Origin of the sequence: Pseudomonas sp. TH34 (genome assembly GCF_016650865.1) — a bacterium.
Taxonomy (GTDB): domain Bacteria; phylum Pseudomonadota; class Gammaproteobacteria; order Pseudomonadales; family Pseudomonadaceae; genus Aquipseudomonas; species Aquipseudomonas yamanorum.
This window is the reverse complement of sequence record NZ_JAEKFB010000022.1, coordinates 220,278-233,884: the sequence shown is the minus strand read 5'-3', so window position 1 is coordinate 233,884 and position 13,607 is coordinate 220,278. Positions and strand designations below refer to the sequence as shown.

The following is a 13,607-nucleotide window of genomic DNA, read 5'->3' as shown; positions in this document are numbered from 1 at the left end:
AAACAGAATCACTGGCCCCACGAATCACGCAAGGTCACGGTACGGTTGAATACCGGAGCACCGGGTTTCGAGTCCTTGATATCCGCGCAGAAGTAACCTTCGCGCTCGAACTGGAAACGGTCTTCCGGCTGTGCGTCGCCAAGCGATGGCTCGGCACGACAACCCGTGAGAACTTGCAGCGAGTCAGGGTTGATGTTGTCCAGGAAACTGGCGCTGTCTTCGGCCTTCTCGGGGTTAGGCGAGCGGAACAGGCGATCGTACAGGCGCACTTCGCATTCGACGCTGGCCGCAGCCGGCACCCAGTGCACCACACCTTTGACCTTGCGGCCTTCCGGGTTCTTGCCCAGGGTTTCCGGGTCGTAGGAGCAACGCAGTTCGACGATGTTGCCATCGGCGTCCTTGATCGCTTCGTCGGCACGGATCACGTAGCTGCCGCGCAGGCGCACTTCGCCGTTCGGCTCCAGGCGCTTGTAGCCTTTTGGCGGCTCTTCCATGAAGTCATCGCGGTCGATGTAGATTTCACGAGCGAACGGCAGCTTGCGCACGCCGAGTTCTTCTTTCTGCGGATGACGCGGCAGTTCGAGGTTTTCGACCTGGTCTTCCGGGTAGTTGGTGATCACGACTTTCAACGGACGCAGCACGCACATGGCGCGCGGGGCGTTCGCGTCGAGGTCCTGACGGATGCTGAACTCGAGCATGCCGTAGTCGACCACGCCGTCGGAGCGGTTGGTGCCGACCATCTCGCAGAAATTGCGGATCGACGCCGGGGTGTAGCCACGGCGGCGGAAACCCGACAGCGTCGACATGCGCGGGTCGTCCCAGCCAAACACGTGCTTTTCATCGACCAGTTGCTTGAGCTTGCGCTTGCTGGTGATGGTGTAGTTCAGGTTCAGGCGGCTGAACTCGTACTGACGCGGGTGCGCCGGTACCGGCAGGCTGTCCAGGAACCATTCGTACAGCGGACGGTGGCTTTCGAACTCCAGGGTGCAGATGGAGTGGGTGATGCCTTCGATGGCGTCCGACTGACCGTGGGTAAAGTCGTAGTTCGGGTAGATGCACCACTTGTCACCGGTCTGGTGGTGATGGGCGTGGCGGATGCGGTACATGATCGGGTCGCGCAGGTTCATGTTCGGCGAGGCCATGTCGATCTTGGCGCGCAGTACGCGGGCGCCGTCCGGGAACTCGCCGGCGCGCATGCGGTTGAACCAGTCCAGGTTCTCTTCCACCGAACGGTCGCGGAACGGGCTGTTCTTGCCCGGCTCGGTCAGGGTGCCACGGAATTCCTTGGCTTGCTCCGGGGTCAGGTCGTCAACGTAGGCCTTGCCGGCCTTGATCAACTCGACAGCCCAGTCGAACAACTGGTCGAAATACTTGGAGGCATAGCGCACTTCACCGGACCATTCGAAGCCCAGCCACTTGATGTCGCTTTCGATGGCGTCGATGTATTCCTGGTCTTCCTTGGCCGGGTTGGTGTCGTCGAAACGCAGGTGCGTGACGCCACCGAACTCCTGGGCCAGGCCGAAGTTCACACAGATCGACTTGGCGTGGCCGATGTGCAGGTAACCGTTGGGCTCAGGCGGGAAGCGGGTGACGATCTGCGTGTGCTTGCCCGAATCCAGGTCCGCCTGGATGATCGGGCGCAGGAAATTGACCGGGACGGCAGGTCCGGCCTTGGAATTCGAGGTAGGGTCGACAGTGGGCTTGCTCATAGGATCCTTGAACAGACGAAGTACTTGGCCGGGTGAGGCCGACAAACAAAGGGCTTATCATAGCCGATGCTGTCAAGGCCCTGACAGAGCGTGGCCAAAAACTGCTGCATTTATTGCACAGGCGGTAAAAAACCACCTCGAAATTCCCGCAGGTCACGCTAAACTGCGCGCCTTGGCTGCCGTTTTTGCCAAGCAGGTAAGGCGCAAAACGCCCAAACCCACGAATTCCTTGAAAGAGTAGTGAACATGACTCAAGTCAAACTGACCACCAACCACGGTGACATCGTCATCGAGCTGAACGCCGAGAAAGCGCCGATCACCGTCGCCAACTTCATCGAGTACGTTAAAGCCGGCCACTACGAAAACACTGTTTTCCACCGTGTCATCGGCAACTTCATGGTCCAGGGCGGCGGTTTCGAGCCTGGCATGAAAGAAAAGAAAGACAAGCGTCCAAGCATCCAGAACGAAGCGGACAACGGCCTTTCCAACGACAAGTACACCGTCGCCATGGCCCGTACCATGGAGCCGCATTCGGCCTCCGCGCAGTTCTTCATCAACGTCGCCGACAACACCTTCCTGAACCACAGCGGCAAGAACGTGCAGGGCTGGGGCTACGCGGTATTCGGTAAAGTCACCGCAGGCACCGACGTTGTCGACAAGATCAAGGGTGTGCAAACCACCGGCAAGGCAGGTCACCAGGACGTACCGGTAGAAGACGTTATCGTCGAGAAAGCCGAGATCGTTGAGTGATATTGCTGATTTCAGATTTGCATCTGGAAGAGGAGCGCCCGGACATAACCCGGGCGTTTCTGGATTTATTGAACGGCCGCGCCCGTTCCGCCCAGGCGTTGTACATTCTGGGGGACTTCTTTGAAGCCTGGATTGGCGACGATGGGATGACGCCCTTCCAGCGTTCGATTTGCCAGGCTCTGCGCGAGCTGAGCGACAGCGGCACCCAGATTTTCATCATGCATGGCAACCGGGATTTCCTGATCGGCAAGGCGTTCTGCAAAGCCGCAGGCGCAACCTTGCTCAAGGACCCGAGTGTGGTGCAGTTTTACGGCGAGCCCGTGCTGTTGATGCACGGCGACAGCCTGTGTACCCGCGACCTTGGCTATATGAAGCTGCGGCGCATCCTGCGTAACCCCATCACCCTGTTCATCCTGCGCCACCTGCCCTTGGGCGCGCGGCACAAGCTGGCGCGCAAGCTGCGCAGTGAAAGCAGCGCCCAGGTGCGGATGAAGGCCAACGATATTGTCGATGTGACACCTGAGGAAGTGCCGAGGGTGATGCAGCAGTTCGGCGTGCGTACGTTGGTGCATGGCCACACCCACCGCCCGGCGATTCACAAGCTGCAGATTGGCGAGCAATCGGCCAAGCGCATTGTGCTGGGGGATTGGGACAAGCAAGGGTGGGCGTTGCAGGTGGATGAGCAAGGGTTTCAACTGGCGGCGTTTGACTTCGTCAATCCGCAGTTGGCACTGCCCGGCGCTTGACCCAGATCGTTCCCACGCTCTGCGTGGGAATGCATCCTGTGACGCTCTGCGTCACGACCTTCAAAAGCGGACGCAGAGCGTCCAAAGCGGCGTTCCCACGCGGAGCGTGGGAACGATCATGGATTGAAGCTTAGTGGCCCGAAGCCTCCGGCCCGGCCTTCGCCGCGAACGGCGGTTTCGCCAGCCATACAATCACGATCAACGCCATGAACATCCACCCCAGCAACGTGAAGTAATCCACGGTGGACATCATGTACGCCTGGCTCGTCAGTATCTGATCAAGCTGCGCATACGCCTTTTGCCCTGCCCCGCCGAGCGCCTGCAAGGCATCCCGAGTGGCCGAGTCGTAGGTGGTCATGTTTTCGCTCATGTAGGCATGGTGCTGGTCCGCCCGGCGAATCCAGATCCAGGTGGTCAACGAGGCTGCAAAGCTGCCGCCCAGGGTCCGCAGGAAGGTCGCCAGGCCCGCGCCGTCGGCGATTTGCGCCGGTGGCAGGTCGGACATCAGGATGCTCAAGGTCGGCATGAAGAACAGCGCCACGCCGATACCCATGAACAGCTGCACCAGGGCGATGTGCGTGAAGTCGACTTCATTGGTGAAGCCTGCCCGCATGAAGCAACTCAGGCCAATCGCCAGGAACGCCAGCCCGGCCAGCAAACGCAGGTCGAACTTGTGCGCGTACTTGCCCACAAACGGCGACATCAACACCGGCAGAATCCCGATGGGCGCCACCGCCAGGCCCGCCCAGGTGGCGGTATAGCCCATCTGGGTTTGCAGCCATTGAGGCAGGATCAGGTTGATCCCGAAGAACCCGGCATACCCCAACACCAACACAATCGTGCCGATGCGGAAGTTGCGGTAGGCGAACAGCCGCAGGTTGACCACCGGGTGCTCGTCGGTCATTTCCCAGATCACGAACACCGCCAGGGCGATGGCCGAAATCACCGCGCCGATGATGATGAAGTTCGACTCGAACCAGTCCAGGTCGTTGCCCTTGTCGAGGATGATCTGCAAGGCGCCGACGCCGACGATCAGGCTGAGCAAACCGACGTAGTCCATCGGCTGGTAGCTGGTGACCACCGGGCGTTTCTTCAGTTGCGAGCGCACCACCATCACCGCAAAGATGCCGATGGGTACGTTGATAAAGAAGATCCACGGCCAGCTGTAGCTGTCGGTAATCCAGCCGCCGAGGATCGGCCCGGCAATCGGCGCCACCACCGTGACCATCGCCAGCAACGCCAGGGCCATGCCGCGCCTGGCGGGGGGATAGACCGCGATCAGCAGCGTCTGGGTCATCGGGTACAGCGGGCCAGCAACCAGGCCTTGCAGCACCCGAAAGCCGATCAGCTCAGGCATCGAGGTGGAAATACCGCACAGAAACGAGGCCAGCACAAACAGGATGGTGGCCCACAGAAACAGCTTCACCTCGCCGAAGCGACGGCTCAGCCAGCCGGTCAGCGGCAGCGCAATGGCGTTGCTCACCGCAAACGAGGTGATGACCCAGGTGCCCTGCTCCGAACTCACGCCGAGGTTGCCGGAAATCGTCGGCAACGCCACGTTGGCGATGGTGGTGTCGAGCACCTGCATGAAGGTCGCCAGGGACAAGCCGATGGTGGCCATCAGCAAGCTGGGCGGCGTGAACGAGGCGTTATTGCTCATTAGCGTTGCGCAGCCTTTGGAGCGGCGACGCTGTTGTCATGAATCAACTGGGTGATCATGGCGTCAGCTTCAGCCAGTTGGCGATCGTAGACGTTGGTGCTGAACGAAGCCTTTTGCGGCGCCTGCTGGGCCAGTACCGGGCCGCTCTGGTCGTGCAGGTCGACATTGACCACGGTGGACAAGCCCACCCGCAGTGGGTGCTTGGCCAGCTCATCGGCGTTCACATGGATACGCACCGGCACCCGTTGCACGATCTTGATCCAGTTACCGGTGGCGTTCTGCGCCGGCAGCAAGGCAAACGCACTGCCGGTGCCTGCGCCGAGGCTGTCCACGGTGCCGCTGAACTTCACGTCGCTGCCGTAGATGTCGGATTCGATATCCACCGGCTGGCCGATACGCATATTGCGCAGCTGGGTTTCCTTGAAGTTGGCATCGATCCACAGCTGATCCAGCGGAATCACGGCCATCAACGCAGTGCCCGGCTGGACCCGCTGGCCCAGTTGCACGGTACGCTTGGCCACATAACCGGTCACTGGTGCAATCAGGGTGCTGCGGGCGTTGGTCAGGTAAGCCTGGCGCAACTGCGCGGCGGCAGCCTGCACGTCCGGGTGGGACGAAATCACGGTGTCATCCACCAGGGCGCTGCTGGTCTTGAACTGTTGCTGCACGTTGGCCAAGGCGTTTTGCGCCGAGGTCAGGTCGTCACGGGCGTGGGACAGTTCTTCCTGGGAAATCGCCCCGCCAGCGGCGAGGTTCTTGCGTCGGTTGTAGTTGTCCTGGGCCTTTTGCACGTTGGCTTGTTGCGCCAGCACCTGGGCCTTCATGCCATCGACGTTGCTGTACAAGCCACGCACTTGGCGCACGGTGCGGGCCAGGTTGGCCTGGGCACTTTGCAGGCCGACGGCCGCGTCGTTGGGGTCGAAGTTGATCAGCACCTGGCCTTCATGCACCAGGTCGCCGTCGTCGGCACCGATGCTCACCACGGTACCGGTGACCAGTGGGGTAATTTCCACCACGTTGCCGTTGACGTAGGCGTCGTCGGTGCTTTCGCTGAAGCGGCCATACAGTTCGTACCAACCCCATACGCCCAGGACGCCGAGGATAACGATCAGTGCCAACACAAACAGCATGACTTTGCGTTTGCGCGGGTTGCTGGTGGACGGTTGTTCAGGCTTTTTTGTTTCAGGAGCGTTGTTGCTGGTTTCGGCAGTGGCCATGACAAGTACCTTGAATTATTCAGTGCGCGTGACTGGGGTGGTCGAGGCCACGTTATCGGCGTGGAAACCGCCGCCCAGGGCCTGCATCAGTTGAATCGAAAGATCGATCTGCTCGGCATTCAGGGTGGCCAACTGACGTTGGGCCTGGAGTAATTGCTGTTCGATGCTGAGCACGTCCAGGTAATTACCGATACCCGAGCTGTAACGCTGGACGCCGGTGTCGTAGGACTGCTGGGCAATGTCAGCGGCGTGTTGCTGGGCCTGGATCTGCCGGCCGGTCTCGCGCAATTGCGAGAGGGAGTTGCCGATATCGCCCAAGGCTTGCACCAGGGTTTTGTTGTACTGGGCCACGGCCAGGTCGTAGTCGGCGTCGCGAGCGTCGAGGTCGGCGCGCAGGCGGCCGCCGTCGAAGATCGGCAGCGAGATGGTCGGCGCTATGCTGAAGAAGCGGCTGGCCGAACCAAACATCGCATCCCCCAGCAACGACTCGGCCCCGGCGCTCGCGCTCAGGTTGAGGTTGGGGTAGAAACGGGTCTTGCTGGCATCGATGTTCTTGCTTGCAGCCTCGACACGCCAGCGTGCGGCGATCAGGTCCGGACGACGGCCCACCAGCTCGGCAGGCAATACGGAAGGCACGGCAACCGCGCTGGGCTTGAGCACGTTGGGGCGTACCAGTTCGCTGCCGCGGTCCGGACCTTTGCCGAGCAACACGGCGAGGGCGATCTTGGCGCTCTGCAGTTGTTTTTCCGCATCGATCAGTTGCGACTGGGAGCTGGCTTCCAGGCTCTCGGTTTGCTGGTACTGGTACTGGCTGTCGATCCCGGAGTTCAGGCGACGCTTGCCCAGATCGAGCATTTGCCGGGTGCGCTTGAGGTCATCATTGGCCAGGTCGCGCACGATATGGGCCTGGCCCAGGTCGCTGTAGGCCTTGGCGACGTTGGCTGCGAGGGTCAGGCGCGCGGCCTGTTGGTCGACTTCGGCGGCGCGGGCCTGGCCCAGCGCGGCTTCCCACGCGGCACGCTGGCCACCCCAAAGGTCAAAGTTGTAATTGAAGCTGGCGCCGATGTTGCGCACGGTGGCGTAAGTGCCGCCGACCCCTTGTGGGTCCTGGTCCTTGGCCAAGCGTGAACGGCTGACCCCGGCGCTGGCATCCAGGGTTGGCATGCGGTCGGCGTCGGCAGCATAGGCAGCGGCTTCGGCCTGGTGGGCGCGGGCGCTGGCCACTTGCATGTCGGGGCTGTTCTGCAGGGCTTCCTGGATCAGGCCGTCGAGTTGTGGGTCGCCAAGGCCTTTCCACCAGTCGGCGGTGGGCCAGGCGGCGGTGGACAGGGTCACGCCGCTGAGGGATTTGCCGGTTTGCAGGTTATTGGCTTCGAGGCGTTTGCCTTCTGTGTTCAAGCCGCTGAAATTGGCACAACCGGCCATAGTCATGGCCACCAGCACGAGGCTGAGGCCGGCACGCAAGGAGCGATTGTTCATGCACCACCTACCCGCTGAATGGTGATGGGGTCACCCGCAGCTATCAGAATTTTCTTCAAGATTTTTTCCAGGGTTTGCAATTCACCCGGCTCCAGCGCGCCTGCCAACTGGTTCAAGGCCTGGGCACCAATGTGCGGCAGCATGTCGGCCACGCGCTGGCCTTCCGCGGTCAGCACCAACTGCACCTGGCGCCGGTCCTGCTCGGAGCGCTTGCGCGCCAGCAGGTCCTTCTGTTCCAGGCGGTCGAGCATGCGGGTCATGGAGCCGCTGTCCAGGGACAGGTTGCGGCACAGTTCGGCCGGGGTGTCGACGCCGTACTGGGCCATGATGATCAACACCTTGAACTGCGCGGCCGTGATGCCGTGGGGTTCCATGTGGGTGTCGATGATCTTGTCTTTAAGCAGCGCAGCCCGGCCCAGCAGCAAGCCGAGGTGGCAGTTGTGAAAGTTTTCGGGGGTGAAGTGCTTCATCGTGACCAGCCTATTAACTGCCTAAGCAGTGAATGTGTGACACGATGTTACTGCCTAGGCAGCGAATGTCAAACGAATAGTTAGGTTGCTTGCTAATTAGCCGATAAAGGGTGGGAGCCGGGCTCCCACCCTGAACGTGTACCGATCAGAAATCGCGCTTGTAGAAAATATCCAGGGAGCTGGCCACACCGCTGGCCACTTCCAGGTACACCTTCTTGCTCAGCAGGTAGCGCAAGGCAATGGTGTTGGCCGGTTCAAAAACCCCGACGCCATAACGCAGGCTGAGCTTCTCCGAAATCTTGCCGCTGGCCACCACGGCGGTATTGGTGCCGCTGCCCTGGGTGTCCAGTTCAAAGTCCTGGATGCCCAGGTTCTTGGCGATGTCCGAAGTGACCCCGGCACTGCCCATCAACCCAAGACCCAGCGCCGCTTCTGCCAGCATGTTGTTGTCCTCACCGTTGGTGGTGCGTGATCGCCCCAACACCAGGTAAGACAAGGCATCCTCCTGGGCCATCGCCGGCTCCGAGAAGATTTGCGTCGTCGGCTGCTCGGCACTGCCGCTCAGACGAATACCGGCGGTGACGGTCCGGGACGGCTCGGTAGTTATCCGCACCGCTTCGATATCCAGGAACGGCTGGTCAAGCGGCCCGGCGAACAGTAGCCGCGCACGACGCACCGTGAGGCGCTGGCCGTAGGCGCGGTAGCGGCCGTCGTTGAGCCACAGTTCGCCACGGGTGTCCATGTTGTCGCCGATGTGCACGTGGCCTTGCAGGTTGGCGGTGAGGCCAAACCCGGCGAAGCTCAGCTTGTCCTTGCCGACCTCCACGTCGATGTCCATCGCCATGGCCATGGGCGGCTTGCCCTCTTCGGTCTGGCTGCCGACGATCACGGTGTCATCCGAGACCTTGACCGTCGACGGCGGCAGTTCGCGCACAGTGATCTCGCCCCTGGGAATCTGCACCTTGCCGGAGATCGCCAGCTTGTCGTTCTTCATGCTGATTTTCAGGTCGGGTTCCACTTCCAGGGCCGCGTACGGCTCCACGGTAACCGGCAGTTGCGTGCCTTGCAGGGCGATGTCCACCGCCAGGGCCTGACCCCAATCGATCTGGCCCTTGATAGTGCCCTGCCCGGCCTTGCCGCTGCGCCATCCGCCGCTGAGTTGCACGCTTTCGCCGGCAATCACCGCCTGGATATTCAGGCCTTCGAAACTGGTGGGCAGTTCCGGGCCGGAGATTTCGCCGCCGACCAGGTTGACGCTGCCGTTGACCTGAGGCGCCAGCAGGCTGCCGGCGATTCGCCCGTTACCGTTAAGCTTGCCGTTGAGTTTCTCGACCATGGGTACAAAGGGTCGGGCGACGGCGAGATCAAGGCCGGTCAGGGTGAAGTTACCGGTGATCGGCTTGTTCTTCGCCAGCGGATTGAGCTGCGCCTGCAACAGCAATTCGCCGAGCTTGCCGCCACGGAAATTGAGCTGGGTGTCGATGCGCGTGGGGTTGAGGGTGGTTTCCAGCTTCAGCGTGTCGTAGGGGAAATCCAGCCACTGATCCTTGTCCTTGACCCGCAGGGTGCCGCCACTGGCGTCCACCGAGACCACGCCTTTGGGGCCGCTGGCTGGCAAGTCGAGTTGCACGTCGGCATTGAGCTTGCCCTGCCAGGCGAAATCCTTGGGCAACCACTGGGCCAGGCTGTCGATGGGGAACTGCTTGAGGTGGTAACGCAGCTTCGGCTCTGGCATCAGGCGCTGGTCTTCACCGCACAGGCTCGCCGGGCCGGAGACCCAGCAATGGGCAGCAAAGGTCAGCTTGCCGTCGGCCAGGCGCTCGATTTTCGCCGGGGCTTGCAGCTTCCAGTCCTGGCCACCGGCTTGCACATCGCCGCTGGCCAGGCGCCCGCGCCAGTTGCCTTTGTCGAGGTTGCCGTCCAGGGCCAGGGCCAGCTTGAGCAACGGGCCGGCCAGGTCGAGCTGGACTTTCTGGCTCTTGATATCGCCCTGGGCGCTGGCAGTGAGGGTGCCGAGCTGGGTTTCACCGGCCTGGATGCCACTGCCCTTCAAGTCGATTTTGGCGCGCTGGGCGGTATCGAGGTTTGCGTCCAGGGTCAGGTTTTGCAGACGGTTGTCTTCGAACGCCAGTTGTTGGCCCACCAGGTTGAGCTTGCCTTGGGGTGCGTGCAGAGTGCCGGCGACGTCGAGGCGGCCGTTCATCTGACCGCGCAGTTGCGGCCAGAGTTGGGCGAGGCGCGTCAGTTTGATGTCGATCTGCCCGGCCAGCCGTTGTTGCAGGCTACCGCTGCCGTAGATGCGGTTGTCGCCGAGGCGGATGTCGAGGGCGCCGAGGGTCCACTGCTCGCCTGCGCCTTCGGCTTTGGCCTGAAGCACGGCGGGTTGGCCGCGCAAACGGCCCTTGAGGTCGAGGTCGGCATTGAGCTTGAGTTGCTCGTTCTTCATTTCACCCTTGCTGCGCAGCGGGCCGGCCAGAGTACCCGGCAGTTCCGCGACCCAGTACGCCGGGTTGATGGCCGACAGGTCCAGCGCAGTATCCCAGGCGATGCCATCGGCAAATTGCAGGTTCAGGTGGCCTTCGGCCTTGCCCTGACCGGCGGCGAGTTTCAACTCGGGGAGGAACACTTGCTTGAGGTCGCCGCTGAACGGGCTGGCCAGGCTGAACTTGCCCGCCGGGCCGTCGAGGTCGGCCTTGAAGTTGCCCAGGTAGTTGCCGTCCTTGTAGGAGACTTCGCCATTGAAGGTACGCAAGGCGACTTGGGGTTCGTCGATCACCGGGTACAGGCGATGCCAGGGGAAATCCAGCCAGTCGATTTTCGCGTCGGCGCTGAAGCCTTGCTGCCAGTCCAGATTGGCACTGACCTTGAGGCTTTGCTTGTCGCCGGCATTCAGGTCCAGCCCGGCGATCTGCGCGCCCTTGGCGTCGACCTTGCCTTGCAGCAGCAGGTCCACCGGGCCTTTTTCCGCCGGCAGAACGGCTTTGCCGAGCAGTTGGTAACCGTTGCTCAGGTCGCCCTTGGCGGTCAGGTCCAGCTGATTGAGTTGCAGGGTATCGGGCAAATCGGCGCTGGGTTTAAAGCCGTCGGCGGTGATGTGCAGTTGCGCCGGCAGGTTTTCCACCAGGGGCTGCAACTCGCCGCTGAGCTTGGCCGGCAGGTAGCCGCTGCTGTCAGCGTCGAGCTTGAGGGTCTTGAGCAAATCGCCATCGACCTTGAGCGCCAGCGTCCAGAGCGCACCGCCCGGCGCGTAAGGCAGGCTCAGGTTACCGCTGGCGGTCAGCGGCCAATTGCCGGTGGGTTGCAGCAGGCCGGACAGGTCGAGGACCAAACCGTCCCGTTGCAGGTGCACCGAGTCGATCTGCATTCCGGCGGTGGTCCAGTGCGCCGCCAGTTGCAGGCCCTGAAGCTCTTCGCTGCCATTGAACAGCAGGCTGCCGATGCGGATGTCGCCCAACTGAATGGCGACTGGCAGTTTCAAGTCCGGCAGGGTAATCGGACCGCTGCTTTCTTCGGTGCTGGGCGGAAATTGCAGGTTCACCTGCTCCACATCCAGCTGGTTGATGCACAAGGTCATGCGCATTAAACAGGCCGGCGACCAGTCGAACTTCGGTGCCTGCAGCTCCACGCGGCTGCTGTCTTGCTGCCACAACAGGTGGTCGACACTCCACTGCCCGCCAAGGCGACCCTGGAAATTCTCCACGGTCAAACCCGGCACCTGGCCCAGCACCCAACGGCTGCCGGCTTGGGTGCCCAGCACCGTCCACAGTGCCAGCACTATCACCGCGAGGGCCGCCAGAACGGCCAGCCCCGCTATTTTCAAACCACGCATCACAGCTCAGGCCCCATGGAAAAGTGCAAACGAATGCCGCCCGGATCTTCGAGGGCATGGGCCAGGTCGAGGCGGATCGGGCCGACCGGCGACACCCAGCGCACGCCCACACCCACGCCGGTTTTCAGGCTCGGCATTTCCAGGGTGTTGAACGAGTTGCCTTGGTCGATAAAGGTCGCGATCCGCCATTTTTCGGCGATGGAATATTGATACTCGGCGCTCAGGGCCACCATGTAGCGGCCACCGATGCGGTCGCCACGATCGTTTTCCGGGGACAGGGTCTGGTACTCGTAACCCCGTACGCTCTGGTCGCCACCGGCAAAAAAGCGCAACGACGGCGGCACGGATTTGTAGCCGTTGGTGGCACTGCCACCAAACTGCGCCCTCGCCAGGAAGCGGTGGTTGTCCCACAGGGTGGTCAAGCCCTTGATCGTCGCCGTGCCGTAAAGCAGGTTGGTGTCGGAACCCAGGCCTTCCTTGGCGACCTTCGCGTCGAACAGCAGGCGATAGCCATTGTGCGGGTCGATGCGGTTGTCGCTGCGCAGGTAGGAATAACTGATGCCCGGCATCAGCAACGTACTCAGGCCCGAGTCGTTGCCCAGGCGATATTCTTCGCGCTGCCACTTGAGCGAAATCACCCGCGTCCAACCGCTGGGCAACTTGCTGTGCCACTCGGGGCCGAGGGTGAGCAGTTTACTCAGGGTGTCGGTGTTGGCGATTTCCTCATTCTGGTAACCGCCGGCGAAACGCAGTTTGTCGGTGAGCGGCGGGTCCATGGGAATGTCGTACCACAGACCGACGTTCTGCCGGGGCGCCGACAGCTCGGCTTCCCAGCCATAACTGTGGCCCTGGGGGTTGACCCAGTGGCGCGTCCAGTTGGCCTTGCCCCGTGGACCGACGTCGGTCGAGTAGCCAAGGCCCAGGCCCATGGTGCGCGGCTTGCGGGTTTCGAGTTGCACGGCCACCGGGATCACGTCATTGGTCGAGGCCGCCGGGGCGGCGTCCACGCGCACGCCTTCGAAAAAGCCGCTGGATTGCAGGTTCTGGTTGAGTTCGGCGATCAGTTCGGAGTCGTAAGGCGCGCCGCTCTTGAACGGCACCATGCGTTGCAGCAGGTCTTCATCAAACGGCGTATCGCCGGCAAAGCTGACCTTGCCCAAGGTGTAGCGTGGGCCGCTGTCATAAATGAGTTCGATATCGGCCACGCCCGCCTTGGGGTCGACCGAGAGTTTCTGGCTGGTAAAGCGCCCGCTGAAAAAGCCGTAGCGTGACGCCTGGTTCTGGATGACGCGCTTGGCGTCTTCGTAGTTGCCGTGGTTGAGCACGGCGCCGGATTTGAGTTGGTCGCTGGCGGGCACGCGAAAGGCCTTGAGGTCGGCGGCCTGGCCGTCGACCCGAATGGTCACATTGCGCAAATGCACCGGTTCGCCGGGGTCGATGGTGAGGATCAGGCGCGGGTTCTTGCCGCCCTTCACATCGCTGGCAATCTGCGGTTGATAGTAGCCCAACGCCTGGGCGGCCTTGCGGGCCTGCTCCTCGGCGCCACGGCTGAACCGCAGCAGGGCTTCTTCGTCACGATCGCCGACCCCGCCGATATAGCCTTCGATGTTGGCTTTCAACGCGTCGTTTGAAGGCTTGATGCGCACATCCAATTCGCTTTGCGCCAAGGCGCCGCAGCTCGTGAACAGCAGAATCAAGCCGCTGGTAAATCTTCCTGGAAACTTCATAGGCCGGGATGCTACACGAG

General features: G+C 62.0%; 9 protein-coding genes. 2 read left to right on the top strand and 7 right to left on the bottom strand.

Annotated elements, in window-relative coordinates; all coding sequences use genetic code 11:
• Positions 1-8: 8 nt before the first annotated feature.
• Positions 9-1,709 (bottom strand): glutamine--tRNA ligase/YqeY domain fusion protein, encoded by a 1,701-nt coding sequence (locus tag JFU58_RS17840; RefSeq protein WP_201141425.1) that lies wholly within the window; start codon positions 1,707-1,709, stop codon positions 9-11.
• 246 nt (positions 1,710-1,955) lie between these two features.
• Between JFU58_RS17840 and JFU58_RS17835 the strand changes: the two genes are divergently transcribed.
• Both JFU58_RS17835 and lpxH read left to right on the top strand, forming a co-directional pair.
• Positions 1,956-2,459, top strand: coding sequence for a peptidylprolyl isomerase (locus tag JFU58_RS17835; RefSeq protein WP_017476987.1), 504 nt, complete (start codon positions 1,956-1,958; stop codon positions 2,457-2,459).
• Complete coding sequence (lpxH, locus tag JFU58_RS17830; RefSeq protein ID WP_201141422.1) at positions 2,456-3,205, top strand: UDP-2,3-diacylglucosamine diphosphatase; 750 nt, start codon at positions 2,456-2,458, stop codon at positions 3,203-3,205. The genes JFU58_RS17835 and lpxH overlap by 4 nt, the downstream gene beginning before the upstream one ends.
• 130 nt (positions 3,206-3,335) lie before the next feature.
• Here the strand turns inward: lpxH and JFU58_RS17825 are convergent, their stop codons facing one another.
• The 6 genes from JFU58_RS17825 to JFU58_RS17800 all read right to left on the bottom strand — a co-directional run bounded on the left by JFU58_RS17825 (position 3,336) and on the right by JFU58_RS17800 (position 13,587).
• Positions 3,336-4,865, bottom strand: coding sequence for a DHA2 family efflux MFS transporter permease subunit (locus JFU58_RS17825; protein ID WP_017476985.1), 1,530 nt, complete (start codon positions 4,863-4,865; stop codon positions 3,336-3,338).
• Positions 4,865-6,082, bottom strand: a complete 1,218-nt coding sequence (locus tag JFU58_RS17820; protein ID WP_063028682.1) for an efflux RND transporter periplasmic adaptor subunit — start codon at positions 6,080-6,082, stop codon at positions 4,865-4,867. Before JFU58_RS17820 ends, JFU58_RS17825 begins: the two co-directional genes overlap by 1 nt.
• Before the next feature lie 15 nt (positions 6,083-6,097).
• The gene (locus tag JFU58_RS17815; protein WP_063028680.1) at positions 6,098-7,561 is read right to left on the bottom strand and encodes an efflux transporter outer membrane subunit; all 1,464 of its coding nucleotides are present in this window, start codon (positions 7,559-7,561) and stop codon (positions 6,098-6,100) included.
• A complete protein-coding gene (locus JFU58_RS17810) occupies positions 7,558-8,031 on the bottom strand; it encodes a MarR family winged helix-turn-helix transcriptional regulator (RefSeq protein WP_063028678.1) in 474 nt (157 codons plus the stop codon). The genes JFU58_RS17815 and JFU58_RS17810 overlap by 4 nt, the downstream gene beginning before the upstream one ends.
• A gap of 145 nt (positions 8,032-8,176) precedes the next feature.
• Positions 8,177-11,860, bottom strand: coding sequence for a translocation/assembly module TamB domain-containing protein (locus JFU58_RS17805; RefSeq protein WP_081253110.1), 3,684 nt, complete (start codon positions 11,858-11,860; stop codon positions 8,177-8,179).
• On the bottom strand, positions 11,860-13,587 hold the full coding sequence (locus JFU58_RS17800; protein ID WP_023658973.1) for an autotransporter assembly complex protein TamA: 1,728 nt from the start codon (positions 13,585-13,587) through the stop codon (positions 11,860-11,862). Before JFU58_RS17800 ends, JFU58_RS17805 begins: the two co-directional genes overlap by 1 nt.
• Positions 13,588-13,607: the final 20 nt, after the last annotated feature.

Bases quoted from the DNA above. Each gene is read 5' to 3' on its own strand.
- JFU58_RS17815 (WP_063028680.1), bottom strand. From the start codon at position 7,561: ATGAACAATCGCTCCTTGCGTGCCGGCCTCAGCCTCGTGCTGGTGGCC.
- JFU58_RS17820 (WP_063028682.1), bottom strand. From the start codon at position 6,082: ATGGCCACTGCCGAAACCAGCAACAACGCTCCTGAAACAAAAAAGCCT.
- JFU58_RS17840 (WP_201141425.1), bottom strand. From the start codon at position 1,709: ATGAGCAAGCCCACTGTCGACCCTACCTCGAATTCCAAGGCCGGACCT.
- JFU58_RS17800 (WP_023658973.1), bottom strand. From the start codon at position 13,587: ATGAAGTTTCCAGGAAGATTTACCAGCGGCTTGATTCTGCTGTTCACG.
- JFU58_RS17810 (WP_063028678.1), bottom strand. From the start codon at position 8,031: ATGAAGCACTTCACCCCCGAAAACTTTCACAACTGCCACCTCGGCTTG.
- JFU58_RS17835 (WP_017476987.1), top strand. From the start codon at position 1,956: ATGACTCAAGTCAAACTGACCACCAACCACGGTGACATCGTCATCGAG.
- JFU58_RS17825 (WP_017476985.1), bottom strand. From the start codon at position 4,865: ATGAGCAATAACGCCTCGTTCACGCCGCCCAGCTTGCTGATGGCCACC.
- JFU58_RS17805 (WP_081253110.1), bottom strand. From the start codon at position 11,860: ATGCGTGGTTTGAAAATAGCGGGGCTGGCCGTTCTGGCGGCCCTCGCG.